We start from the raw sequence: 23,724 nt of genomic DNA, 5'->3' as shown, positions 1-23,724 counted from the left end.
TGACAACCTGATCGAGGCGGCCGGTTACGTCTTGCTGGTGGACCGCCTCGACGTCGAATAGAGGATTAGGAAGCCGACGACACCACCAATCGCATATTTGATCCAGGCATTCAGATAATCGACTGCGCCGTTCTGGCTGGAGACGTACAGCGCCGCGCCGACAAAGGTCATGACCGAGATGCCAAGAGCATAGGACGGCACCAATCCTATGCGGGCGATCTTTCTCAAAAGCCAAGCGACCAGCGCTCCGGTGAGCGCCATAATCAAAGCCGCACCCAATATCTCGGCCACAAACCCCGGTGAAATCATCTTTTTCACTCCCTTTTCCCGCCGCGGAATGTGCCTGTTTCGCAAAGCGAATTCAATGGCGCCGATTGGACATCGTTTGCAGCCTTCGAACGCACGGTTTCAGACACGGGCCGACACCTAGCGGCTTGAATTTTGCTGGCCGCTCCAATATCTTACCTTTGTCTTACGAAGGGAGTATCCTATGGCCGCTTCTGAAAAGCTCATAACCACCGTCTCGACCAAGGGACAGGTCATCCTGCCCAGCGCGATCCGGAAACGCAGGGAATGGGTAGCCGGCACACGCCTTGTGGTCGAGGAGACCGCTGAGGGTGTCCTTCTAAAGCGGACGCCGGTTTTCACCGAGACGCGGCCTGAGGACGTGTTTGCGTCCTTGCCGTACAGCGGCAAGCCGAAGACGCTGGAAGAAATGGATGCAGGCGTGCTCGCCGAGGCACGGCGACGCCATGCTCGCGATTGATACTAATCTTGTCGTTCGTTATCTAACGGGCGACCATCCCGAGCAATCCTCGCGCGCCCGACGGCTGATCGATGGGGGAAGGGTTTTCGTCGCCACCACCGTGATTTTGGAGGTCGAGTGGGTGCTGCGCAGTGCCTACGGCTATATGCCTCCCGAAATCGCCCGGACACTAAGGGCGTTCGGCGGGCTTACCACGGTAGAAATCGAGGATGCGGTGATCGTTGCGGCGGCACTCGATCTGGCTGAAAGGGGAATGGATTTCGCCGACGCGCTGCATCTGGGAAAGTCCACCCACTGCGACGGCTTCGTGACCTTCGACCGAAAGCTCATCCAGGTCGCGCAAACCGCTGGACATGACAACGTCCTAGAGGCCTGACGGTGGTACGCTGCCCGCCATAGGCTCGATTCCTCTTGCAGATGCCGTTCGTACGAATCCTTGCCGTCGGAGATACGCTGAACGCCAGGCGCCCTACCGCTTTCTCCTCGGCTTCTCCAGCAAGGCGACCGCTTCGACATGTGGCGACCACAGGAACTGATCGATTGGCGTCACGCTGTTCAGGGTATAGCCGCCGTCGATGAGAATGCGCAGGTCGCGGGCCAGCGTCACCGGGTTGCAAGACACCGCGGCAATGTACGGAACGTCCGAGCGGGCGATCTGCTTCGACTGGTCTTCGGCGCCGGCGCGCGGCGGATCGAAGACAAGGCCGTCGAAGGCGTTCAACTCCTTAAAGGTCAGTGGCCGGCGAAACAGGTCGCGTCGTTCGCCCGTCACCCGCTTGAGGCCGGTCGCGAAACGTGATCCCCGGTCGAGCGCCGAAAGCGCGGCCGCATCGCCTTCGACCGCATGGACTTCCGATCTCGCCGCCAACCGCAAGGCAAAGCTGCCGCAACCGGCAAAGAGATCGGCGACCTTTTTTGCACGCTTTAGATGTCCGCCGACAATCTCGGCCATGGTCCGTTCCGCGGCCTCCGTCGCCTGCAGAAAGGCGCCGGGCGGCACGGCGACCGCAACACTGCCGAACATGACCACGGGCTTCCTTGGCTCGATGACGATCTCGTCATCGATGGACAGCCTGGCAAAGCCTTGCGCAATGACGAAGTTGGAGGCGATATGGCGTTGGTGTTCGCCGAGCTTGCCTGACTCGTGCACCGCGATGTCTAGGCCGGAACCCGTAACGGTGACCGCCATCCGGAACGATTTGGTGGTGGCGCATATCAATTCGGCCAGCGCCCTCAGCTGGCCGAGTGCCGCGACGATCTCGGGCAGTGAGATCGGGCATTCGGATATGGAGATGATCTCGGGCGACAGATGGCGATTGAAGCCGAGCAGCATGCCTGTGTCCGTGCGCCGGGCGGCAAGCACGACGCGGCGGCGCGACTGCGGCGCGCAGGTGACCAGTTCGCCGGTCTCGCACTCGATGCCCTTGCCCTTCAATGCATGCACCACCTTTTCGCGTTTCCATCGGCGATAGGCTCCGATCTCGAAATGCTGGAGGGCACAGCCGCCGCATTCGGTGAAATGGCGGCAGGCGGGTTCGACGCGCAGCGGAGAGGCTTCCAGCACCGCCATCAGCGTGGCGCGATCCCGCTCGCGCGCGGCGGTGACGATCTCGCCCGGCAGCGTGAAGGGAATGAACAGATCGCCGCTCTCGGTTTCGGCGATGCCGTCGCCCTGCGATCCGAGCTTTCGTATTGTGAAGCGTACGCTCATCGATCCTTGATCCCACCGAGCAGGAATTCGCGATTGCCGTCGCCACCTTCGATCGGCGACAGATGCAGGCCAAGCGAGCGCCAGCCGGGAACGGCATCCAGCCAATCCTGCAGCAAGCCCGCGACACGGGCGGCATCGAAGGGATCCTTCAACAAACCGCCCTTGCCGATCGCCTCGCGACCGGCCTCGAATTGCGGCTTGACCAGAAAGATCGCACCGGCGCCGGGCTTGGCAATGGCGAGTGCCGGGGGCAGCGCCAGTTTCAATGAGATGAAACTGACGTCGGAAACGATGAAATCCGGACTGCGGCCGGCAAGATCGGCAGCGGTGAGATCGCGCGCGTTCAGGCCCTCGATCACTGTCACGCGCGGATCACCACCGACATCAGGATGCATCTGGCCATGCCCGACATCGATTGCCGTGACATGGGACGCGCCGCGTTCGAGCAGCACCTGGGTGAAACCGCCGGTCGAGGCGCCGATGTCGAGGGCCTCGCGACCGGCCGGGTCGAGGCTGAAATGGTCGAGTCCGGCGATCAGCTTGAGCGCTCCACGCGAGACATAGGCTTGCGCCGGATCGTCGATGGCAACAACGCATTGCGGCGAAACGTTCTGGCCGGCCTTGCGGGCCATGGCGCCGTCGACCATCACCGTGCCGCGCTCCACCGCGTCGCGAGCGCGCGAGCGGCTGGCAAACAGCCCGCGCTGTACGAGCAGGTCGTCGAGCCGCTGGCGTGTGCTGGCTGGCAGAGGCGAGTTCATCGGCCTTCTCTGACGAAAGCCCGCGGTGAAGGCAAGGACATTAGATGGACCGAAGTGCTCCTACGGGAGCGGCTGGTGCATCGAACCAGGCCGCGGCTTGCGCCCATCATGCCGGGTCCGGCAGAATATTGGTCACAAAGAGTCCACTGTTTGTCGCAACTCGAAGGAGAACGAATGCTGACGGGAACCTGCCACTGTGGCGCCGCCCACTGGACGCTGGAGGGCGACCCCGGCCCGGTGACGGCCTGCAACTGCACGCTTTGCCGCCGCTATGGCACGCTCTGGGCCTATGATTATGTCGACGAACGCATTCGCGTTTCGGGGCCGACGGCTAGCTATACACGCGCCGGAAAGGAAGACCCGTCGCTCGAGATCCTGTTCTGCCCGCGTTGCGCCTGCGTGCTCGGCTGGCGCGGACTGCGCGCCAGCGCCTCGGGTCGAAGACGCATGGCCGTCAATGTCCGGCTGGCGCCCCCCGAGGCCGTCGCCGATCTGCCGATCGACCATTTCGATGGCCTCGACACGTACGATGATCTGCCGCGCGACGGCCGCTGCGTACGCGACATGTGGTTTTAGAAGATGGTTCGGGGTGCCTGGCGCTCGATGGCTGGAGACAATCCGTCGTCTCGACCCCCTGAAGCCTGCTCAGGCGCTTGCTCTGTCGCAACAGGCGAAGGATCCGGCGGCACCACAAGCTGCGGAATTTGCTTGTAGGCAAAGGCACCGCGGATATCGCCCATCTTGCTGGCGACAATGCCTACCGCCGCCTTTTCGAGATTGCGGTCGTAGGGCGTTTCGGCGGCAGCCGGTACGACCATCACCGCCAAGGCCGCGCCGCACAGAAGCATCTTCATTCTCGCTGTCTCCCTGCCTGCCTGTGATCTAGCAGGGCGGCGTTGAAAAACGGCCAAGGGACAGGGTAAGCAAAACGCCAAACGGCAGCGTTAACAACGCATTACGAAATCGAACCGGCAAACTGATTCAAGCTGTTGAGGTTTTGATTCAAGCGCGCTGGGCACGGACCGTATGACCGAGCGCGGTGAACACGGTGCGCACGATTCCTGCGACGTCGAGACCAGCATCGGCATACATCTTTTCTGGCTTGGCGTGGTCGGTGAAGGCATCCGGCAGCACCAGGGGGCGTACCTTCAGGCCGCTTTCGAGCAGTCCTTCATGGGCGAGGAATTGCAGCACATGGCTGGCGAAGCCGCCAATGGCGCCCTCCTCCACCGTTACCAGAACCTCATGGGAGCGGGCCAGCCGCCGGATCAGATCCTGGTCGAGCGGCTTGGCGAAACGGGCATCGGCGACCGTGGTGGAAAGCCCGGCTGCGCCGAGTTCCTCGGCTGCGGCAACGCAATCCTGCAGCCTTGTGCCGAAGGACAGGAGGGCAACCTTGCTGCCTTCCCGGACGATGCGGCCTTTGCCGATCTCCAGAACCGAGCCGCGCTCGGGCATTTCGACGCCGACGCCGTTGCCGCGCGGATAGCGGAAGGCGATCGGCCCGTCGTCGTAGCTGGCGGCGGTGCGAACCATGTGACGCAATTCCGCCTCGTCGGCCGCGGCCATTACGACAAAGCCCGGCAGGCTTGCCAGGAAGGTGGTATCGAACGCGCCGCAATGGGTGGCACCGTCGGCGCCGACAAAGCCAGCGCGATCGATGGGGAAACGCACCGGCAGTTTCTGGATCGCGACGTCATGGACGACCTGATCATAGGCACGCTGCAGGAAGGTCGAATAGATCGCCGCGAAGGGCTTGTAGCCTTCCGTCGCCAGGCCGGCGGCGAAGGTCACCGCATGCTGTTCGGCAATGCCGACGTCGAAAATCCTTGACGGAAACACCTCGCCGAACAGGTCGAGGCCGGTGCCGCTCGGCATGGCGGCGGTGACGGCGACGATGCGGTCGTCCTCGCGGCCCTCCTGGATCAGGCTTTCGGCAAACACCTTGGTGTAGGCCGGTGCATTGGCCGGCGCCTTGGCCTGTGCGCCGGTGATGACGTCGAATTTGTTGACGCCATGATACTTGTCGGCGGCCGCTTCCGCCGGCGCGTAGCCCTTGCCCTTCTGGGTGACGACATGGATCAGCACCGGACCCTTGCCGTTGTCACGGACATTTTTCAGGACCGGGATGAGATGCTCCAGATTGTGACCGTCAATCGGGCCGATGTGATAGAAGCCGAGTTCCTCGAACAAGGTGCCGCCGGTGACGTAACCGCGCGCATGCTCGACCGCGCGGGTGATGGCTCGATTGGCCCGCTTGCCGAGATAGGAGGTCAGCTTCTTGCCGAAGTCGCGCAGGCCGACATAGGCCTTGCCGGAAGCCAGGCGCGCCAGATAGGCGCTCATGGCGCCGGTTGGCGGGGCGATCGACATATCATTGTCGTTGAGGATGACGATGAGGCGCGCATCGAGCGCGCCGGCATTGTTCATCGCCTCATAAGCCATGCCAGCCGACATAGCGCCGTCGCCGATGACGGAAATGACATTGTTGCGGCCGCCTGAGAGGTCGCGGGCGGCGGCCATACCGAGGCCGGCCGATATCGATGTCGAGGAATGGGCGGCGCCGAACGGGTCATATTCGCTCTCGGCTCGGCGGGTGAAGCCCGACAAACCGCCTTCCTGGCGCAAGGTGCGGATGCGGTCGCGACGGCCGGTCAGGATCTTGTGCGGATAGGCCTGGTGGCCGACATCCCAGATCAGCCGGTCATCGGGTGTGTTGAAGACATAATGCAGTGCCACCGTCAGTTCGACCACGCCAAGGCCGGCACCGAGATGGCCGCCGGTGCGGGAAACGGCATCGACCAGTTCGGCGCGAAGCTCAAATGCCAGTTGTGGCAAGTCGCTCTCGGCCAGCCTGCGCAGATCGGCCGGGACGCGAACCCTATCGAGAAGCGGCGTATGCGGCGTTGCGTTCACGTTGGGCCCAGACTTTCTGTTCATCTGCGGGATAGGCCGCCGGCAGGCGAAAGTAAATGCGTGTCGCTGACGCGGACGCTCAACCCTTCGATCCGCTCAACCTTCCGGCAGCGGGATGAATTCTTTCTCATCACCAGGAACGATATCGAAGCGGCCGGTCTTCCATTCCTGCTTGGCCTGCTCGATGCGCTCCTTGGACGAGGAAACGAAATTCCACCAGATGTAGCGCTTTGAGCCAAGCGAGGCGCCGCCGAACAGCATGAAATGCGCCCCGGTCGATGACGATATGACGATCTCGTCGCCGGGCCGGAACACCAGCAGCCGTTCCGCCGGAAAGACATCACTCGAAATCGAGACCTCGCCCTCCAGCGTGTAGATGGCGCGCTCCTCGGCATCGGCCGGGATTTTGACGCTGGCGCCGGGCGCCACCCGCAAATCTGCATAGAGTGTTTCGGTATCGGCCCGCACCGGAGACCGCAAGCCCTGGAACTCACCGATGACGACGCGGCCGCTGACGCCTTCGGCGTCGATTTCGGGAAGCCGCAGCGCCGCGGTGTTCTCGAACACCGGTGCCACCTCTTCCTTGCCGTCCGGCAGAGCCAACCAGGTCTGCAGGCCGGAGATCGACATCGGCGCGCCGCGCAATTCCTGCGGCGTGCGCTCGGAGTGGACGATGCCGCGACCAGCCGTCATCAGGTTCACGTCGCCGGGCTCGATGACCATCTCGGTGCCCAGCGAATCGCGATGCCTGATCTTGCCGTCGAACAGATAGGTCACGGTCGACAGGCCGATATGCGGGTGCGGACGGACATCGAGCGCCTGGCCGGCGCGCATGATCGCGGGACCCATTCGATCGAAGAAGATGAACGGCCCGACCAGGCGCCTCTTAGCGGTCGGCAAGGCGCGACGCACTTCGAAACCGCCAATGTCCTTGGCGTTGGGGATGACCATCAGCTCGATCTGGTCGCTGGCGAAGGCATCGCCGGCCTCAGGGTCTTTGCCGGGGAAGAAGCTCATGAACTCTCCTCGTCAGCGGTCAGCGGGCGCGTGGGCATATCAGGCGAACCGGATCGCCGCTTTTGCTTTTAATTTGGCCGCCACCTCTTCGCGATTGCGCGGATGCTGGTGGGTTTCGAGGGAATCGAGCAATTCGCGTGCGGATGCGGCGATGGCTTCGACCGCATGATCGAACGCATGCTGGTTCTTGGCAGAAGGCCGCGTCGTGCCGCTCAGCTTGCGGACAAACTGCAGTGCCGCGTCACGGACTTCGTCGTTAGTTGCCGGCGGATCAAAATTGAACAGGGTCTTGATGTTTCTGCACATCGCTTCCGTATCTCCTCTTGTCCGTTTCAATCGGGACGAACTGTATCCTCAATGATGATCGTGTCCAAAAATCGGTAAGGCTGCTCCGGACTCAGTCCGCGTCGAGCGGCTCGGTTCCAACCGGCTTGCCGTCGCGCGACAGCCTGATCTTCTCGACCTTGTCCTCGGCGGCCTTCAGCAGCCGGTCGCAATGGACCTTCAGCGCCTCGCCCCGCTCGTAAATCCGGATAGACTGGTCGAGCGGCACGTCGCCCCGCTCCAGATCATCGACGATCTTCTCCAGTGCGTCGAGTGCCTGTTCAAAGCTCATCGCCTTGACGTCTTCGTTGATCTCACCGGTCATCATTCATCCTTTCATCAGTCGCCCGACATGGGCGGCGACCGAAAATGCCAATCCCTGCAGATCGTAGCCGCCCTCGAGCAGGCTGACGAGCCGGTTGCCGCCGTGGATTGCGGCGCGCTGCATCAGCTGGCCGGTCGCCCAGTCGAAATCGTCCTCGGTCAGATTGATTTCCGCCAGCGGGTCGCGATGGTGCGCGTCGAAGCCGGCCGAAATGACAATCAGATCCGGCGCGAAATTGTCGAGTGCCGGCAGCACGCGCGACAGGAACGCATCACGAAACACCTCGCTGCCGGTCCGAGGCGCCAGCGGCGCATTGACGATGTTGCCGGCGCCGGTCTCGCTCTTCGCGCCCGTGCCGGGATAAAGCGGCATCTGGTGCGTCGAGCAATAAAGCACCGAGGGATCGTCCCAAAAAATATCCTGCGTGCCATTGCCGTGATGCACGTCCCAGTCGACGACGGCGACGCGCTCGGCGCCGTGCTTCTTCTGCGCGTAGCGGGCCGCGATTGCCGCCGTGTTGAAGAAGCAGAAGCCCATGGCAGTGGTCTTTTCGGCATGGTGGCCGGGCGGACGGGCGGCGACAAAGACGTTGTCGGCGCGGCCCGCAAAGACGTCGTCGACGGCGGCATTGGCGGCACCGATCGCCGTAATCACCGCCTGCCAGCTTTTCGGGCTGGCGGTGGTGTCTGCGTCGATGCGGGCAATGCCTTCGTCGGGGATGGCGGCGCGGACACGCGCGACGAAATCGGCGGGATGCGCGTAGAGGATGGTCGCTTCGTCGCCCTGCGGTGCCTCGACGCGGTCAAGCGCGGCAAAAGCTTCGTCGTCGAGCACGCGCTCGATGGCGCGCAGGCGGTCGGGCCGCTCGGGGTGACCGGGCGGGGTGATGTGTTCGAGAAAGATCGGGTGCGTGTAAAGACGGGTGGCCATGCCCCCTATCTAGTGCCCCGGCGCCGTGATGGCCATGCGTTGCGGCTTGATCGCTGGGGAAAATCGAACCTGCGTCCATTCATGTCGCTGCGGGCATTGGCGTCGTCGGCCCTTCGGAGTAAGACTGCCGCTACTGCCTGGTGCCTGCCGGTCTGTTTGTTTTAGCCGCATTCCGCGACGCCAAGTGTTTCCACTTGGCTACAAATGCCCTGGCAGGAGAATCGGGAACACGGTTGAACTCCGTGGCGTGCCCAACGCTGTGAGGGGGACCGCGCCGGTAGATGCCACTGTCGATGACGGGAAGGCACCGGACGCGGGTTGATCCCGAGCCAGAAGACCGGCCTGGCAGGCATCGTCATCCGCATGGTCAGGCGGATGGCATCGATTGCAATCGCAAGGGGACAAGCGATGCGGGAAGCCATGACCGCTCAAATGGGCGATGGATTTGACCAGAGTGCGCGCGACGCGGTTTACCGTGCCATGTTTACGCGGCGCGACGTCCGCAGCCATTTTACATCGGAGGCGATCGACGACGAGGTGCTGGCGCGGCTGCTGCTTGCCGCCCACCACGCGCCATCGGTCGGCTTCATGCAACCCTGGAACTTCATCGTCATCCGCGATGCCGCGCGGCGGGCGGAGGTGCGCGACCTGTTCCTGGCCGCGCGAGAACGGGAACTGCCTGAAATCGAGGCAGAACGGCAGGCGCTCTACCGCAAGCTCAAGCTCGAAGGCATTTGCGAAAGCGCGCTAAACATCTGCATCACCTGCGACCGCGAGCGCTCGAAAGGCTCGCCGTTGGGGCGGTGGCACAATCCGGAGATGGATCTCTACAGCACGGTCTGCGCGGTGCAGAATTTCTGGCTGGCCGCGCGTGCCGAGGGCGTTGGGGTCGGCTGGGTCAGCATCATCGAGGCGCAAGCGCTGAAAAGCCTGCTGGCGATTCCCGATCACGTGACGCCGATCGCCTATCTCTGCGTCGGCCGCGTTTCCGAGTTCGCACCGAAGCCGGACCTCGAAACGCATGGCTGGGGCCGGCGGCTGCCGCTGCCCGAGCTGATCATGAGCGAGACTTTTCGCGGGCAAGGCGAAGCGCCGCTCAAATCAGCAGTGGCGCGCCTCGGCACCGTCGCCGGTGCGCCCGCGAGCCCGGCCGATCAGCTCGTCGCGCCGGCCGTGCCCCAGCGCGAACCGCCGAAAGTGGAGAGCGCCTTGTCCTTGAGTTCCCTGAACTTCGACGAAGCTTCGGCCAGCCTGGCGTCCCAGGCGGCATCGGGGACCTGACCCTCGATGGTCTTGAAATAGACCTGCATCAGGCAGGCAATGGCGAAGGGCTCGATGAAGGCCGCCTTGAAAGCCCAGGCAAAGACGATTGCCAGCACGAAAGCCCAGCCGGCGAGCTGCCCGGGCATGATGTAAAGAATAGCGGCTGCCGGAGCGAGCATCAGCAGGAAAATCACGAACGACACGGCCCACATGATGACCGCCAGCCAGACGGCGTTCTTGACCATGGTCTTACCGTTCTGGGCGTAGAGCACGACGCCTTGGCGCGCGGTTTCGAACGGCGAGGACGAATTGATGCGGATGTTGTAGCCAAGAATGATCTCGTCGACATAGGTCAGCGACAGGCGAATCACAGTGTTGAGGAACGGAAACCAGTCCGCTCAGGCCAGGAATAGGCAGGAAGGCCGCGATGCCGCCGAGCAGGCCGGTGATGGCGCGGATGGCGCCCTTGACCAATTGGTCGACAACGAAAAGGATGTTGGCCTCGGCAAAACGCTCGGTCACGATCTCTTTTGCGTAGGCGATCTGGTTCTGGCCGTCGGGAACATCATGGCCGTCGATCAGATGCACCATGACGGCTATATGGCCCGCTTTGACGACGTAGAGGATGTATTCGCGGATCCAGTAGACGGCGATCGAGACGATGCCGAAACCGACCACGCCGCCCCACATCGCAAAAGACAATGGTCCGTCGGGATCGGTGGAAATATGGCCGACGCCATAGCCGACGGATGCGCCGGTGCCGGTTGCCATGATGTAGGCCAGCGTGATGCCGAAATAGACGATCATGCGAAAGACAATGAAAGGCCAGGTCCGCATCATGATGGACACCGACCTGCCGATATCGAAATCCCACATGCCCGAATCTCCCCTCAGAGATGGCTGCCGAGGATGCGCTCAAACCGGCTATTGTCAATTGCAGGTGGTGGCGGGACTGCCATGGAGGTTCATCTTGAAAGCGCTTCCGGTTTTTTCAGCAGGCCTTCGAGCAATTGCTTGAACGCGGCCACCACCATTTTCGAGGTCCCTTCGGGATCTGGCGAATTGGCGATCCGCTGCGCAGCCTGGCTGCTCGCCCCATTGATCAGCCGCGCTGCCGACTCCGGATCGACGCCGGGGACGACCACCCCCTCCCCTTGCAGCGCGGTCAGATGATCGGTCATTGAACCGACGCAGGCGTTGGCATTCGACCACTGTGCCGGATCGCCCAGCACAGCCGGACCATCCCGGAACATGATGCGCTGGATTTCCGGCTCCAGCGCCATTTCGATATAGGTGGTGCATTCGTCGACGAAATGCTGCCAGCGGGTCGGCGCCCGCGACGCGACCTCATTCACCCGGGCCGCCATCTCCGCGTCGATTTCGGCCATAACCGCCTCAAGCAGCCCCTTCTTGTCGCCGAAGTGATGATAGAGGGCGCCGCGCGTCAGCCCGGCCGACGCGGTGAAATCATCCATCGACGCTTCGGCATAGCCGATGGTGCCGAAAGCCTGGCGCGCCGCGGCAATCAGCTTGGCGCGTGTCTCGGCAATCATCTCCTTGCGCGGTCGATGCATGCTTCTGGCCTTATCTACATACGCGTCGTATGCCAATTGACATACGCGGCGTATGCTCTATTTAACACTTATACGTCTCGTATGTAATTGTGGAATCGCCCCTTGTCGAGGAACAGAGCCATGCAAAACCCCTATTCGGAAATCTTTCGCGCTCCCGCAGCCAGGGGCTTTGCCGCCGCCGGCTTCATGGCGCGCCTGCCGATCGCCATGGCGCCAATCGGCATCGTGGCGATGCTGTCGCAGACGCGTGGCGAATACTGGCTGGCGGGCGCGGTTTCGGCGACTTTCGCCTTGGCCAATGCCTTCCTGGCGCCGCAAATATCGAGGTTGGTCGACCGCCTCGGCCAGACACGGGTTGTCGTACCCACCACCATTATCTCCGTGCTCGCTTTCGCGGCCCTGATCGCATCGGCCAATCAGGACTGGCCGGTATGGACGCTGTTCGCGTCGGCGCTGCTGGCCGCGGCAATGCCAAGCATGCCGGCCATGGTGCGGGCGCGCTGGACCGAGATTTTCCGGGGCCGGCCCGAGATGAACACCGCCTTCGCCTTCGAGTCGGCGGCGGACGAACTGGTCTATATCGCCGGCGCATCGCTGTCGGTGGGCCTCAGCGCCGCGCTGTTCCCGGAAGCGGGCGTGCTCGTCAGCACGCTGTTCCTCGCCTTGGGCTCGACAGCTTTCATCCTGCAGCGTTCGACCGAGCCGCAAGTGCGGCCGGTGGACCATGGCTCCAGCGGCTCGGCAATCCGTCTGGGGCCGGTTCAAATCATCACCTTCGCCATGATCTTCATCGGCGCGACCTTCGCGACGACGGAGGTGAGCACGGTGGCGATCACCAAGGAACTCGGCCAGCCGGGCACTGCCAGTCTCGTCATCGGCGTCTATGCGCTGGGCTCCTTCGTGCTCGGCATCATCATCGGCGCGCTCAACCTGAAAGCACCGCTGCAGCGCCAGCTCGCCATGGCGGTTGCCTTGGTAGGGCTCGGCACACTGCTGCCGCTTACCGCCAGCACCGTGCCAGCGCTCGCGCTGACTGTCTTCATCAGCGGCGTGGCGATCTCGCCGACCTTCATCACCGCCTTCGGCCTGATCGAACGGCATGTTCCTGAAACGATGCTGACCGAAGGCATCACCTGGGTGACGACAGGCATCGGCATCGGCATGGCGCTGGGTTCGTTCGCCGCCGGCGCGGTGGTGGATGCATTCGGCGCCCAGAACGGGTTCTGGGTTTCGGTGACGTCAGGTGCTATCGCACTGATCACTGTGCTGCTCGGCCAGCGCAGCCTCGCCACCCACGAATGCGAGTTGGAAGGATGCGAGGCGGCAATCCCGGCCGAATGACAGGGCAGGGTTTGTCGAGCTCAGATGATCTCGGTCTTGGCGATGTGAATGCCAAAACCCTCGAGGCCGACATAGTGGCGTTCGCGTGAGGCAATCAGATTGATCGAGGAAATGCCGAGGTCCTTCAGGATCTGGGCCCCGAGACCGATCTCGCGCCATTCGCTCTCGCGCCGGCGCGCCTCTTCATGGTCCTCGCGGTCGCCTGGCGCCGGCCGGTTGCGCTCCTGATGGGCGACGCCGACCGAGCCTTCCCTGAGATAAACGATGACGCCGCGCTTGCGTTCACCCATCGCCTTCATGATGCCGTCGAGCCGGTGGCTGGTGCCGAACACGTCGGTCACCACATCCTCCGAATGCAGCCGCACCGGCACCTCCTCGCCGTCGCGGATGTCGCCGAAGACGATGGCGACGTGATGCATCGTGTCCCAGGGCAGCGTGTAGGTGAAGACCTGCGCCTTGCCACCCAGCGTCTCGATGTCGGAGCAGGCGACGCGCTCGACCAGCGTTTCCTTGCGTTGCCGGTAAGCGATGAGGTCGGCGACCGATACCTGCTTGAGGCCATGCTCCTCGGCGAAGGCCGCGACCTGCGGGCCGCGCTTGACGGTGCCATCATCGTTGACCAGTTCCGAGATCACGCCGATCGGCGGCAGGCCGGCGAGCTTGCACAAATCGACCGCCGCCTCGGTATGACCCGAGCGCATCAAGACGCCGCCCTCGCGCGCGATGAGCGGGAAGATGTGGCCAGGGCGGACAAAATCGGAGGCGCCGACATTGCCGTTGGCGAGGTTGCGCACGGTCAGCGTGCGGTCGTCGGCCGAAATGCCTGTCGTCGTGCCATGCTTGAAGTCGACGCTGACTGTAAAGGCGGTGGTGTGGGCCGAATCATTGTCGGCCACCATCGGCGCGAGGTTCAGCCGCTTGGCCTCCTCGCGCGGCATCGGCGTGCAGACGATGCCCGACGTGTTGCGGACGATGAAGGCCATCTTCTCCGGCGTGCAATGGACGGCCGCGACGATCAGGTCGCCCTCGTTCTCGCGCCCGTCATCGTCCATGACGACGACGATCTCGCCACGTTCGAAGGCCCGAATGGCTTCCACGATCTTCTTCTGGTCGTAAGGCATAAAGCGCTCGTTTCACTCGATGGAACAGGGAGTAAGGGAGTAAGGGAGTAAGGGAGTAAGGCAGTAAGGCAGTAGGGGAATAGCGAAAAGAAAAAAAACGACGCGTCGGCGGACCGGGCAGCTTACTCCCTACTCACCTACCTGTCTGTCCTCGATGCCGCAGATAGTGGTCGGCAATGGCACAGACGACCATGGCCTCGCCGATCGGCACGGCTCGGATGCCGACGCAGGGGTCATGGCGACCCTTCGTCATCACTTCGACATCCCTGCCGTCCTTGTCGATCGATTTGCGCGGCGTCAGGATCGACGAAGTCGGCTTCACGGCAAAACGGGTGACGATCGCCTGGCCGGTCGAGATGCCGCCCAGGATGCCGCCGGCCTTGTTGGACAGGAACACCGGCTTGCCGTCATTGCCCATGCGCATCTCGTCTGCATTCTGTTCGCCGGTGATGCGGGCGGCCTCGAAACCATTGCCGATCTCGACACCCTTGACGGCGTTGATCGACATCAGGCCGGAGGCGATGTCCTGGTCGAGCTTGGCGTAGATCGGCGCGCCGAGGCCGGCAGGCACACCGTCGGCGACGATCTCGATGACCGCGCCGACCGAGGAACCGGCCTTGCGGATGCCGTCGAGATACTGCGTAAAAACAGGAACCGAAGCCGGGTCAGGCGTGAAGAACGGGTTCTCGGCATCGCCGATGAAATTCCAGTTCCAGTTCGCGCGATCGATTGACTTTTCGCCCATCGACACGAGCGCGCCGCGCACCACCATGCCCGGCACCACTTTGCGGGCGAGCGCGCCGGCAGCGACCCTGGCAGCGGTCTCGCGCGCCGAGGAGCGGCCGCCGCCGCGATAGTCGCGTATGCCGTATTTGACGTCGTAGGTGTAGTCGGCATGGCCCGGCCGGAACTGGCGGGCGATCTCTCCATAGTCCTTCGAGCGTTGATCGACATTCTCGATCAGCATCGACACGGGCGTGCCGGTGGTGATCATCGTCGCGCCGTCCTCGTCGAGAACGAAGCCTGAGAGGATCTTCACTTCGTCCGGCTCGCGACGCTGCGTGACGAAGCGCGACTGGCCCGGGCGGCGCTTGTCGAGTTCGGCCTGGATTTCATCGCGCGTGAAACGGATGCCCGGCGGACAACCATCGACCACGCAGCCGAGCGCCGCGCCATGGCTCTCGCCCCAGGTGGTGACGCGAAAAAGATGGCCGAACGTGTTGTGAGACATGGAAAGTGCCCTGCCCGGCATCGAAACCGGCTGAAGCCAGCCTTCTATTGGCGTTTTCCACGGTGGTCAAACTGTGATCCGACGGATTTAGTTTTGACACATTCGGTTGGTTTCTGCTCTCCTCCATTCGCCGTTGAGGATCCGCCGCCACCCAGGCCGGCGCAATGACCAAAGAGGACGATGATGCGTACCCTGATTGGCGCTGTTGCCGCCACGCTGCTGCTCTCCACCGCCGCCTTTGCCGGGCAGACCGAAGGCCTGATCAAGAAGGTCGACAAGGACGCGCTGACGCTGACGCTGGACGACGGCAAATCCTACAAGCTGAACGCCGAAACCGATCTCGATGCGCTGAAGCCGGGGATGGACATCGTCATTGCTTATGATGTGACCGATGGCGAAAACGTCGTCACCGACATGCAGTTGCCGGGTGACAGCGACACGAACTAGGAGTTGGCGTCACCGGGGCGTCCTAAAGCCACTCCAGGCTTCTGCCCTCAAGCTTTAGCACGCGATCCTGCGGGTATCTCCAGGTTCGCGGCCTCGTCCTCGGCCATATCAAGCACGAAGCGAAACAGCGTGCGCATGACACCCCCGTGCGTCACGCAAATCGTCTGCCCCCGAAGCTCATCGAACCATGGCTTCACCCGTTCGAGCAGCATCTGGTAACTCTCCGCGCCTTCACCTGGCGGCTGAAAATTCCACTTGTCCAGTGCGCGGGATCGGCTCGCTCCGGGCGACTGCCTCTCAAGCGCTCGGCGAAGGTAAAACTCTGCCAATCGCCGAAATTGACTTCAATCAGTCTGATATCGGTTCGATAGGCGAGCGGATCGAGCCTCATGGCGGCGCGGATGCGTTCCATTGTTTCGCGCGTGCGTCTCATCGGACTGGCGACGAAGTCGAATTCCTGGGGAGCACCGACGAGTGCGGCCAGCCGACGCCCATTTGCGCTCGCCTGCTCGAGGCCAAGAGCATTGAGATCGGTATCGGCCTGGCCTTGAAGCCGGAACTCGGCGTTCCACGCGGTCTGGCCGTGGCGCACGATATAAACCAGCGGGTACATCAGCTCTTCCGGAGATCGGGCCAGTGCCTGGACGGAGGAAAGGCGGGGAGACCTAATCCTTGACTGTCGAAATATCCGGCGCGTCGACCGCTTTCATGCCGACGACGTGGTAGCCGGAATCGACATGGTGCACTTCGCCGGTGACGCCACGCGACAGGTCGGACAGGAAATAGACGCCGGAATCGCCGACCTCTTCCTGCGTGACCGTCTGCTTCAGTGGCGAATTGTATTCGTTCCACTTCAGGATGTAGCGGAAGTCGCCGATGCCGGAGGCGGCAAGCGTCTTGATCGGGCCGGCCGAAATGGCGTTGACACGGATCTTCTTGGCGCCAAGGTCGACGGCGAGATAACGCACGCTGGCCTCCAGTGCCGCCTTGGCGACGCCCATGACGTTATAGTGCGGCATGACCTTCTCGGCGCCGTAATAGGTCAGCGTCAGCAGCGAACCGCCCTCGGTCATCAGCGCTTCGGCGCGCTTGGCGATGGTGGTGAAGGAATAGACCGAAATGTCCATGGTGCGCAGGAAATTGTCGCGCGTCGTCTCGACATAGCGGCCGGTCAGCTCGTCCTTATCGGAAAAGGCGATGGCGTGCACGAGGAAGTCGAGCTTGCCCCAATGACTGGCGACATTGGCGAAGACCTGGTCCAGGCTCGCCGGATCGGTTACGTCGCAATGGCCGGCGACAAAGGCGCCCAGTTCCGCCGCCAGCGGCTCGACGCGCTTCTTGAAGGCTTCGCCCTGATAGGTCAGTGCTATCTCGGCGCCGTGATCGACGCAGGCTTTGGCAATGCCATAAGCGATCGACCTGTTGTTGGCGACGCCAAGAATCAGGCCGCGCTTGCCGGCCATCAGGCCCTGTCCACCCGCCATAAGCGTGTTCTCCGCAAGATATCTGCTTTGTGGAGTGCCTATCGCACAGGCACACAGGCCCTTCAAGCGTTCAAACCGGACAGTTCGGGGGACAAAAGCTCTCGATCAGCCTTTTTGGCCGCGCAACAGCGATTCCAGCGCGCTATCGCCGCCTTCCGGCAGCATGATGCGCACATGGGCATAGAGATCGCCATGGCCGCCGGCTTTCTCCGGCAAGCCCCTGCCCTTGAGCCGCAGGACCTTGTCCGAGCTCGACCAGGCGGGAACGTTGACCGCGAGCCTGCCGGTCGGCGTCTCGACCGGCACCTTGGCGCCCAGCACCGCATCGACCAGCGAAACGGGCAGGTCGGCGTGCAGGTCACGGCCTTCAATGCGGTAACGAGGATGGCGGCGGATATGGATCTTGACCAGTGCGTCGCCGGGTTGGCCCGGGCCCTGCTCGCCCTGACCTTTCAGCCGGATGGTCTGGCCATCCTCGACATAGGCCGGCAGCTTGACCGCAACCTTGCGGCCATCCGGGAACATCGCCGTCACCTTCTCGGCATTGGCCGCTTCCTCGATGGTGACGTCGAGCGTGACGTTCAGGTCGGCTGCTGTCGCCGCCTGGCGGCGGTCGCCCGCGCCTGGCCCGCGCGCGCCTGAAAAGGCATCGCCGAAGATCTGGCTGAAGATATCGCTGTTGCCGTCGAACGGATCGCCGCCCGGACGGCCCGAGCGGAACTCGAATCGCGAGCCTCCTGCGCCCTGTTGCTGGCGGCGGAACCCGGCAAAGGGGTCGCCACCGCCCGCGGCACCTTCAAAACCCTGGAAACGCGGCTTGCCGTCGGCGTCGATCTCGCCGCGATCGAAAGCCGCACGGTTCTTCTCGTCGCCGATGACCTCATAGGCCTGATTGGCCGCCGCAAAACGGTCCTTCGCCTTGGGATCATTCGGATTTTGGTCCGGATGATGCTTCTTGGCGAGTTTCCGGTACGCCGATTTTATGTCCTTGGCCGATGCGTTCTTTGCAACGCCCAGCACCTCATAGGGGTCGCGCATGCTTCCTGCCCTGGAAATGAGTTGAATCCATACTTGCCCCCTATATGCGCTCGCATAGGAAGAAATTCCAGTAGCGGACCTTCATATCGACGGCGGAAAATCAGAGTGCCTTGAAGCCCTGCATGCGCCAGCCGCCGGCACTGGCAAGACAGAGTTCACCCTGGAACATGGCAACGCCGTCAAAGCTTTCCCGCGAAGCCTTGAAGCGGCGGCAGGTCTGGCCCCCGTCCTTCAATTCCGCCAGTTCTGTGATGGAGCCGCGCGAGCCGGTGCCGGTGTTCGCCCACGGCACCGCCTGGCCGCCGAGTTGCTCGATATCGGCGGACGATACCGCATTGCCGATCGTCGTCTGGTCGGAGTCGCGATCCGAGTCAGCCGGCTTGAGCGAAGCCGATGTGCTGCTGGTCAGGATCGAGCGGTCGACTTCGGCCTTCTGCAGGCTGAAGCCACCTGCCCCGCAGGCCGCGAGCGGCAGGGCGACTGCCACGATCGCCACTTTCGTGCTGGCTGAAGCGATAACGCCCCATTGCCTGCTGTCAAAAGCTTGCGCGATACGCGACAATCGGCAACCTCCCTGGTCTCGTGACAATTTGAGAAAAACTATGAGTGACACAGAGTTAACAAGCAGTGACTTTACCGAGGCGGCCGAGCCGTTTCGCCTCTTTGCCGCATGGTTGGACGACGCTGTCAAAAGCGAAATCAACGATGCCAACGGCGTGGCATTGGCGACCGTCGATGCCGAGGGCATGCCGGACGTAAGGATGGTGCTGCTCAAGGGGTTCGATGAAAGCGGCTTTGTGTTCTACACGAATTTCGAGAGCGCCAAGGGCCAGGAGATTCTTGGCAGCATGAAGGCGGCGATGTGTTTCCATTGGAAATCGCTGCGCCGCCAGGTGCGCATTCGCGGTCCGGTGGAGCTCGTTAGCGATGCCGAGGCCGACAGCTATTACGCGACGCGGCCACGCGGCAGCCGCATCGGCGCCTGGGCATCGAAGCAATCGCGGCCGTTGGAAAGCCGCTTCGCGCTGGAAAAGGCGGTCGCCGAATACACGGCGCGTTATGCCATCGGCGACATCCCGCGACCGAAACATTGGTCGGGCTTCCGGATCGTGCCGAAGACGATCGAATTCTGGCACGACCGGCCGTTCCGGCTGCATGACCGCGTCGTCTTTTCACGAAACGCGGCAGGCGGTTGGGACAAGGCCAGGCTCTATCCCTGAAAAAACCTTCAGCCTTTTTTCCTGGTCATGAATGCCGTCAGGGCCGCGCGCGCCTCGTCGGATTTCAGCCGCTCGCGAAAATGCTCGCTCTCTATCTCGATGCGGGCAACCAGGTCGTCGCGTGAGCCACGCATCAGGTCGCGCGCGATCTTGAGCGCTTCCGGTGGCTTGGCCGCGATCTGGCCAGCCGCTGCAAGCACCGAAGCCTCCAGCCCACCTTCCTCGACCACCTCGTAGATCAGCCCGGCGGCCTTCGCGCGCTCGGCCGAAAAGCCCTCACCGAGACCGAGCAGGGCGAAAGCACCTTGCTGGCCCAGGATGCGGGGTGCCAAAAGGCTCGATCCTGCCTCGGGCACGAGGCCGAGATCGACGAAGGGGGTCCGAAACACGGTGCGCGGCGTGGCGAAAGTCAGGTCGCAGTGGAGGTTGATCGTGGTGCCGATGCCGACCGCGATGCCGTCGACGCCGGAGACGATGGGCTTTTCGACCCCGGCCAGGGCGATCAGGAAATCCCAGACTTCGGTGCCGCCATCGCCACCGGTGGCCACGACCATGAAATCGGCAAGGTCGTTGCCGGAGGAAAAGGCGCCCGGCACGCCGAGAAAGACATGAACGCGGACCGCCGGATCGGTGTCGCCTTCGGCAAGGGCCGCCGACATTTTCGCATACATGGCACGCGTCAGCGCGTTCTTCTTGTCCGGCCGGTTCATGCGGATTATCTGGATGGCGCCCTGGCGCTCGACGAGGATGTGGTCTGTCACGGTGTTTTCCTTGTGAAGGTCAGGCGGAAATCAGTGCCTCGGCGGCAGCAGCCAGGCTGCCGGCGCCATCGATGACGCGCCCCTTCAAAGCACTGGCTTCGCCAAGCAGGTTCTCGGCGAAGAAGCGGCAAAGCGCGATGCGGCCCTGGTCGGCAAGAGCGGCCCGCGCCAGATAGGCGCCGCCGGCGGCAAGCGAGATCAGCCGGAGATACGGCGTCGCACCGGCCAGCGCCTCCTCCGTCCGGCCCTCGGCCGACAATTTCAGCAGGAAACGCGTCGCTTGCGTCAAATCGGAGAGCGCCTGATCGAGAGCGTCGGCGGCGCGGCCAAAACCGTCGAGGGTCGACGTTCGCACAGCATTGGCGATACCAGCCAGTTCGTCGATGTAGCCATGCACATGCTCACCGCCACCGAGCGGCAGTTTTCGGGTCACCAGATCGATCGCCTGGATGCCGTTGGTGCCCTCATAGATCGGCGCGATGCGCGCGTCGCGATAGTACGCGGCCGCACCCGTTTCCTCGATGAAGCCCATGCCGCCATGCACCTGGACGCCAAGCGAGGCGACTTCCACGCCGACATCGGTCGAAAACGCCTTGGCGAGCGGAGTCAGCAAATTAGCACGGTCGCGCCAATGCGCCGCCTGGTCGCCAGACGACGCACGCGCCATGTCGATAGCGTGGGCACAGGAATAGCTGATCGCCCGCGCGATCTGGGTCAGCGCTTTCATGGTCAGGAGATTGCGCTGCACGTCAGGGTGATGGACGATCGGCGCCATGCCGGCGCCAAAATAATCGCTCGCCTTGCCCTGGCGGCGCTCATTGGCATAGGCAATCGACTTCTGGGTCGCGGCTTCCGCGACCGCCACGCCCTGCATCCCAACGGCGAGGCGGGCATTGTTCATCATGGTGAACATGCAGGCGAGGCCTTTGTTCTCCTCGCCGATCAACCAGCCGATGGCGCCAGGCCTGGTGCCTTGAAAACCGTCGCCATAGATCATGGTGCAGGTCGGCGAGGCATGGATGCCGAGCTTGTGCTCGAGGGCGGAACAGAAGACGTCGTTGCGCGCGCCGAGCGAGCCATCGTCGCCGACCAGGAATTTCGGCACCAGGAACAGCGAGATGCCACGCGTTCCAGCCGGCGCATCGGGAAGCCGCGCCAGCACCAGATGAATGATGTTGTCGGTGAAATCGTGCTCGCCGTAGGTGATGAATATCTTCTGGCCGAAGAGGCGGTAGGTGCCGTCGCCGGCGGGCTCGGCACGGGCGCGCAGGGCGGCAAGGTCCGATCCGGCCTGCGGCTCGGTCAGGTTCATCGTGCCCATCCATTCGCCGGAGACGAGCTTTGCCAGATATGTCGCCTTGAGCTCCTCGGAGGCGTGCTTGTCGAGCGCTTCGACCGCGCCCATGGTCAGCGTCGGGCCGATGCCGAAGGCCATGGCGGCGGAGTTCCACATTTCGAGTGCGGCGACGCCAAGCATGGTCGGTAGCGCCTGGCCGCCATACTCTTCCGGCCCGGAGAGCGCATTCCAGCCGCCGTCGATCCAGCGGCGATAGAGCTCCTTCCAGCCTGGCGGGGTGGTGACCGCGGCATCCCTGAGCACGGCGCCATGCTCGTCGCCGATTTTATAAAGGGGGGCCACCTCCTCGGAGGCGAAACGGCCTGCCTCGCCAAGGACGGCGTCGACCAGATCCTCGCTGAGGTCTCCGAACGCTCCCGTGTCGATGGCGGATTTCATGCCGGCCACATGCTTCAGCGTAAACGCGATATCCTCGACCGGTGCCCGATACATGCCGCTCGATCCTCCCTTAATGCATCGGCCTCGCCGACCCTAGAGCCAGCGCCGCCGCAAAACCACCCGCCTTTGGCGGTCTCCCATCGTCTTTTTACGTAAACGTCAAACTTTGTCACGCTGATTTTGCAATCAGCGAGGCTGTATTAAATTCGACAGATGCCGGACAAATCGACCGGCGACCGAAAACCAGCGACCGGAACAATCCCATCCTTGCCAGACCTGACGCCTATCGCTGCATCGAATGCGGCTTGCCCTATCGGGCAACGGGGTTTTCCTATTATCACGACGACCTGGGAAACGGTGCTGCCTACTGGTCGGATCGTGGCATATTGTGTTCGCCGCAATGTTCGCTCGCCCACCACCGCAAGCGCGCCGCCGAAGGCACGCTGCGGCAAGAGCCCGCGCCGGATCCGTTCGAATTTCAACCATTCAGCCAGCGCTGACTTCACCGCGGCCTCAGCATCGGGAAGCATTTCTTAACCATACCGGCTCACCATCGGTGTTTGGTCAGCGGGGATTCCCTGTTTGAAAACGCCGGCGCATCCTCTTCGCCGCTCAGCGATCGCTCTTGCGGCGATGATGGTGCTGATATCAGCGGCAAAGGCCTCGGATTTTTCCGAGCCGTGGAAGAACGCCGACCGCGCGCTGGTGGTCGACGCCTACGAATACAATTCCATCGACTGGGCGCGGCTTGCCACCGACAAGCGCATCACCGCCTTCATCAACAAGGCGTCCGACGGCATGCCGCCGCCTTATTTCTGCTTCGGCGGCGACACCGAGGTGAAGCTCTGCAAGGCATTGTGGAAGCGCCATGCGGTGACGCGCGAACTGTTTCAGACGCGCCGGGTCGTGGCCAAAGCACTCGGCATGAAATGGGGTGCCTATCATCTCGCCCGCCCCGGCAATCCGGTCGAGCAGGCTAATAATTTCCTCGATTTCGCCGATCCCGCGCCGGACGATCTGATGGCTCTCGATATCGAGGGCACCGATGCGTCGCAATGGATGTCGCTCGACGATGCCGAGGAGTTCGTGCGCCAGGTGCATCGGCGCATCGGTCGTTTCCCGGTGCTCTACACCAACGGCAAGACGGCGCAATACATCGCCGACAACCGCTACAAGTATCGGCTGCTGTCGCGGCTGCCGCTTTGGTACGCACGCTACAAGCCTGATATCGACGTGCATTTTCCGATGGGTAACTGGCAGGGCTATGCGCTCTGGCAATTCTCGGCACAAGCCAATTGCGGCCGCTTCCGTTGCCCCTACAGGGTGGCCGGCACGCCTGACAATATCGACGTCAACGTCGCGCCGACGGATGCCACCACGCTGCGCCAGCAATGGCCCTTTGGCGGGCTGATCGACGTGCCATCCGACTATCTTGCCAGCGTACCGGTGCCGCTCTCGCGCGAAGCCGCGCTCGCCGGCAAGGCCACCCTCATCTATGCGGATGTGGCAACACCGCCGACATTCGAGGAAATGGTCGCGGTGCTTGGTTCGCGTTGGTCAAAATTTCGTGACGGGTTCCGCATGCCAGTCGTGAAGACGGTACCGCGACGGCCGGAGTTCGGCATTGTGCAATATGTCGCCTGGAAGCGAACCGAACAGCGCTCCCCAGAACAACTCGACGCCGCCTTTGCCGCGGCCGACCCGGTCAGCACCGCTTCGACAACCCTCGACCGAGGTCAGCGCTAGCCGCCATCCGGTC

25 protein-coding genes, 3 pseudogenes and 1 riboswitch are annotated in these 23,724 nt (G+C 62.9%); of the genes and pseudogenes, 9 read left to right on the top strand and 19 right to left on the bottom strand.

Going from position 1 to position 23,724, the window contains the following annotated elements; all coding sequences use genetic code 11:
• Positions 1 to 24: 24 nt before the first annotated feature.
• On the bottom strand, positions 25 to 309 hold the full coding sequence (locus ACVWWD_RS15930; protein WP_031241070.1) for a hypothetical protein: 285 nt from the start codon (positions 307 to 309) through the stop codon (positions 25 to 27).
• A 181-nt stretch (positions 310 to 490) separates the two neighbouring features.
• Between ACVWWD_RS15930 and ACVWWD_RS15925 the strand changes: the two genes are divergently transcribed.
• Both ACVWWD_RS15925 and ACVWWD_RS15920 read left to right on the top strand, forming a co-directional pair.
• The gene (locus ACVWWD_RS15925; RefSeq protein ID WP_023772923.1) at positions 491 to 766 is read left to right on the top strand and encodes an AbrB/MazE/SpoVT family DNA-binding domain-containing protein; all 276 of its coding nucleotides are present in this window, start codon (positions 491 to 493) and stop codon (positions 764 to 766) included.
• On the top strand, positions 753 to 1,142 hold the full coding sequence (locus ACVWWD_RS15920) for a type II toxin-antitoxin system VapC family toxin (RefSeq protein ID WP_023772924.1): 390 nt from the start codon (positions 753 to 755) through the stop codon (positions 1,140 to 1,142). The genes ACVWWD_RS15925 and ACVWWD_RS15920 overlap by 14 nt, the downstream gene beginning before the upstream one ends.
• Before the next feature lie 93 nt (positions 1,143 to 1,235).
• Here ACVWWD_RS15920 and ACVWWD_RS15915 read toward each other — a convergent pair whose 3' ends face one another.
• Both ACVWWD_RS15915 and ACVWWD_RS15910 read right to left on the bottom strand, forming a co-directional pair.
• On the bottom strand, positions 1,236 to 2,477 hold the full coding sequence (locus tag ACVWWD_RS15915) for a class I SAM-dependent RNA methyltransferase (protein WP_023772925.1): 1,242 nt from the start codon (positions 2,475 to 2,477) through the stop codon (positions 1,236 to 1,238).
• Entirely contained in the window at positions 2,474 to 3,238 is a 765-nt protein-coding gene (locus ACVWWD_RS15910; protein WP_023783499.1) for a TlyA family RNA methyltransferase, read from the bottom strand. Before ACVWWD_RS15910 ends, ACVWWD_RS15915 begins: the two co-directional genes overlap by 4 nt.
• Positions 3,239 to 3,412: 174 nt before the next feature.
• On the opposite strand from ACVWWD_RS15910, the gene ACVWWD_RS15905 reads away from it, so the two are divergent.
• Complete coding sequence (locus ACVWWD_RS15905; RefSeq protein ID WP_023772927.1) at positions 3,413 to 3,814, top strand: GFA family protein; 402 nt, start codon at positions 3,413 to 3,415, stop codon at positions 3,812 to 3,814.
• Here ACVWWD_RS15905 and ACVWWD_RS15900 read toward each other — a convergent pair.
• From ACVWWD_RS15900 to ACVWWD_RS15875, 6 genes are all read right to left on the bottom strand, one after another.
• On the bottom strand, positions 3,811 to 4,092 hold the full coding sequence (locus tag ACVWWD_RS15900; protein WP_352548406.1) for a hypothetical protein: 282 nt from the start codon (positions 4,090 to 4,092) through the stop codon (positions 3,811 to 3,813). The two genes, ACVWWD_RS15905 and ACVWWD_RS15900, sit on opposite strands and share 4 nt — an antisense overlap.
• Positions 4,093 to 4,240: 148 nt before the next feature.
• The gene (gene dxs, locus ACVWWD_RS15895) at positions 4,241 to 6,178 is read right to left on the bottom strand and encodes a 1-deoxy-D-xylulose-5-phosphate synthase (protein ID WP_457103179.1); all 1,938 of its coding nucleotides are present in this window, start codon (positions 6,176 to 6,178) and stop codon (positions 4,241 to 4,243) included.
• Positions 6,179 to 6,250: 72 nt separating this feature from the next.
• Positions 6,251 to 7,171 carry a pirin family protein gene (locus tag ACVWWD_RS15890; protein ID WP_352548402.1) on the bottom strand — a complete coding sequence of 307 codons (921 nt, stop codon included), beginning with the start codon at positions 7,169 to 7,171 and terminating at the stop codon, positions 6,251 to 6,253.
• Between the two features lie 39 nt (positions 7,172 to 7,210).
• The gene (locus ACVWWD_RS15885; RefSeq protein ID WP_015318807.1) at positions 7,211 to 7,477 is read right to left on the bottom strand and encodes a DUF2277 domain-containing protein; all 267 of its coding nucleotides are present in this window, start codon (positions 7,475 to 7,477) and stop codon (positions 7,211 to 7,213) included.
• Positions 7,478 to 7,568: 91 nt separating this feature from the next.
• Entirely contained in the window at positions 7,569 to 7,820 is a 252-nt protein-coding gene (locus ACVWWD_RS15880) for an exodeoxyribonuclease VII small subunit (protein WP_015318808.1), read from the bottom strand.
• Positions 7,821 to 7,823: 3 nt separating this feature from the next.
• Positions 7,824 to 8,750: a histone deacetylase family protein gene (locus ACVWWD_RS15875; RefSeq protein WP_023772932.1), complete on the bottom strand. Its 927-nt coding sequence runs from the start codon at positions 8,748 to 8,750 to the stop codon at positions 7,824 to 7,826.
• 178 nt (positions 8,751 to 8,928) lie between these two features.
• A riboswitch (cobalamin riboswitch) is annotated at positions 8,929 to 9,110 on the top strand.
• A 3-nt stretch (positions 9,111 to 9,113) separates the two neighbouring features.
• On the opposite strand from ACVWWD_RS15875, the pseudogene bluB reads away from it, so the two are divergent.
• Positions 9,114 to 9,788: pseudogene (gene bluB, locus ACVWWD_RS15870) on the top strand (5,6-dimethylbenzimidazole synthase); the annotation flags it as partial.
• A 116-nt stretch (positions 9,789 to 9,904) separates the two neighbouring features.
• Here the strand turns inward: bluB and ACVWWD_RS15865 are convergent.
• Both ACVWWD_RS15865 and ACVWWD_RS15860 read right to left on the bottom strand, forming a co-directional pair.
• Positions 9,905 to 10,889: pseudogene (locus tag ACVWWD_RS15865) on the bottom strand (hypothetical protein).
• A gap of 89 nt (positions 10,890 to 10,978) precedes the next feature.
• A complete protein-coding gene (locus ACVWWD_RS15860; RefSeq protein WP_457103178.1) occupies positions 10,979 to 11,587 on the bottom strand; it encodes a TetR/AcrR family transcriptional regulator in 609 nt (202 codons plus the stop codon).
• 120 nt (positions 11,588 to 11,707) lie between these two features.
• Between ACVWWD_RS15860 and ACVWWD_RS15855 the strand changes: the two genes are divergently transcribed.
• Positions 11,708 to 12,928 (top strand): MFS transporter, encoded by a 1,221-nt coding sequence (locus ACVWWD_RS15855; RefSeq protein WP_352548396.1) that lies wholly within the window; start codon positions 11,708 to 11,710, stop codon positions 12,926 to 12,928.
• Between the two features lie 20 nt (positions 12,929 to 12,948).
• Here ACVWWD_RS15855 and ribB read toward each other — a convergent pair whose 3' ends face one another.
• Positions 12,949 to 14,049, bottom strand: coding sequence for a 3,4-dihydroxy-2-butanone-4-phosphate synthase (gene ribB, locus ACVWWD_RS15850; protein ID WP_140661422.1), 1,101 nt, complete (start codon positions 14,047 to 14,049; stop codon positions 12,949 to 12,951).
• Between the two features lie 133 nt (positions 14,050 to 14,182).
• Entirely contained in the window at positions 14,183 to 15,280 is a 1,098-nt protein-coding gene (aroC, locus tag ACVWWD_RS15845) for a chorismate synthase (RefSeq protein WP_352548394.1), read from the bottom strand.
• Positions 15,281 to 15,463: 183 nt separating this feature from the next.
• Here aroC and ACVWWD_RS15840 point away from each other — a divergent pair, with 183 nt between their 5' ends.
• Positions 15,464 to 15,727, top strand: coding sequence for a DUF1344 domain-containing protein (locus ACVWWD_RS15840; RefSeq protein ID WP_023783490.1), 264 nt, complete (start codon positions 15,464 to 15,466; stop codon positions 15,725 to 15,727).
• Positions 15,728 to 15,749: 22 nt separating this feature from the next.
• Here ACVWWD_RS15840 and ACVWWD_RS15835 read toward each other — a convergent pair.
• The 4 genes and pseudogenes from ACVWWD_RS15835 to ACVWWD_RS15820 form a co-directional block, all read right to left on the bottom strand.
• A pseudogene (locus tag ACVWWD_RS15835) lies at positions 15,750 to 16,340 on the bottom strand (histidine phosphatase family protein).
• A 52-nt stretch (positions 16,341 to 16,392) separates the two neighbouring features.
• The gene (fabI, locus tag ACVWWD_RS15830; RefSeq protein WP_023772939.1) at positions 16,393 to 17,211 is read right to left on the bottom strand and encodes an enoyl-ACP reductase FabI; all 819 of its coding nucleotides are present in this window, start codon (positions 17,209 to 17,211) and stop codon (positions 16,393 to 16,395) included.
• A 105-nt stretch (positions 17,212 to 17,316) separates the two neighbouring features.
• Positions 17,317 to 18,249 (bottom strand): DnaJ C-terminal domain-containing protein, encoded by a 933-nt coding sequence (locus ACVWWD_RS15825; RefSeq protein ID WP_023772940.1) that lies wholly within the window; start codon positions 18,247 to 18,249, stop codon positions 17,317 to 17,319.
• A gap of 100 nt (positions 18,250 to 18,349) precedes the next feature.
• Complete coding sequence (locus ACVWWD_RS15820; RefSeq protein WP_023783489.1) at positions 18,350 to 18,811, bottom strand: RT0821/Lpp0805 family surface protein; 462 nt, start codon at positions 18,809 to 18,811, stop codon at positions 18,350 to 18,352.
• A 40-nt stretch (positions 18,812 to 18,851) separates the two neighbouring features.
• Here ACVWWD_RS15820 and pdxH point away from each other — a divergent pair, with 40 nt between their 5' ends.
• Positions 18,852 to 19,469 (top strand): pyridoxamine 5'-phosphate oxidase, encoded by a 618-nt coding sequence (gene pdxH / locus ACVWWD_RS15815; RefSeq protein ID WP_023772942.1) that lies wholly within the window; start codon positions 18,852 to 18,854, stop codon positions 19,467 to 19,469.
• A gap of 8 nt (positions 19,470 to 19,477) precedes the next feature.
• On the opposite strand, the gene ACVWWD_RS15810 is transcribed toward pdxH, so the two are convergent.
• Together ACVWWD_RS15810 and ACVWWD_RS15805 are read right to left on the bottom strand one after the other, a co-directional pair.
• Entirely contained in the window at positions 19,478 to 20,230 is a 753-nt protein-coding gene (locus tag ACVWWD_RS15810) for a crotonase/enoyl-CoA hydratase family protein (RefSeq protein ID WP_023772943.1), read from the bottom strand.
• A 19-nt stretch (positions 20,231 to 20,249) separates the two neighbouring features.
• Positions 20,250 to 22,019 carry an acyl-CoA dehydrogenase gene (locus ACVWWD_RS15805; protein WP_352548389.1) on the bottom strand — a complete coding sequence of 590 codons (1,770 nt, stop codon included), beginning with the start codon at positions 22,017 to 22,019 and terminating at the stop codon, positions 20,250 to 20,252.
• 209 nt (positions 22,020 to 22,228) lie between these two features.
• On the opposite strand from ACVWWD_RS15805, the gene ACVWWD_RS15800 reads away from it, so the two are divergent.
• Positions 22,229 to 22,465, top strand: coding sequence for a hypothetical protein (locus ACVWWD_RS15800; RefSeq protein ID WP_023772944.1), 237 nt, complete (start codon positions 22,229 to 22,231; stop codon positions 22,463 to 22,465).
• 133 nt (positions 22,466 to 22,598) lie between these two features.
• Complete coding sequence (locus tag ACVWWD_RS15795) at positions 22,599 to 23,711, top strand: glycoside hydrolase family 25 protein (RefSeq protein ID WP_352548462.1); 1,113 nt, start codon at positions 22,599 to 22,601, stop codon at positions 23,709 to 23,711.
• Positions 23,712 to 23,724: the final 13 nt, after the last annotated feature.

This window comes from Mesorhizobium sp. URHB0026, assembly GCF_054059755.1.
Note: the sequence above shows the minus strand (reverse complement) of the source record. Positions and strands in the feature narration are given on the sequence as shown.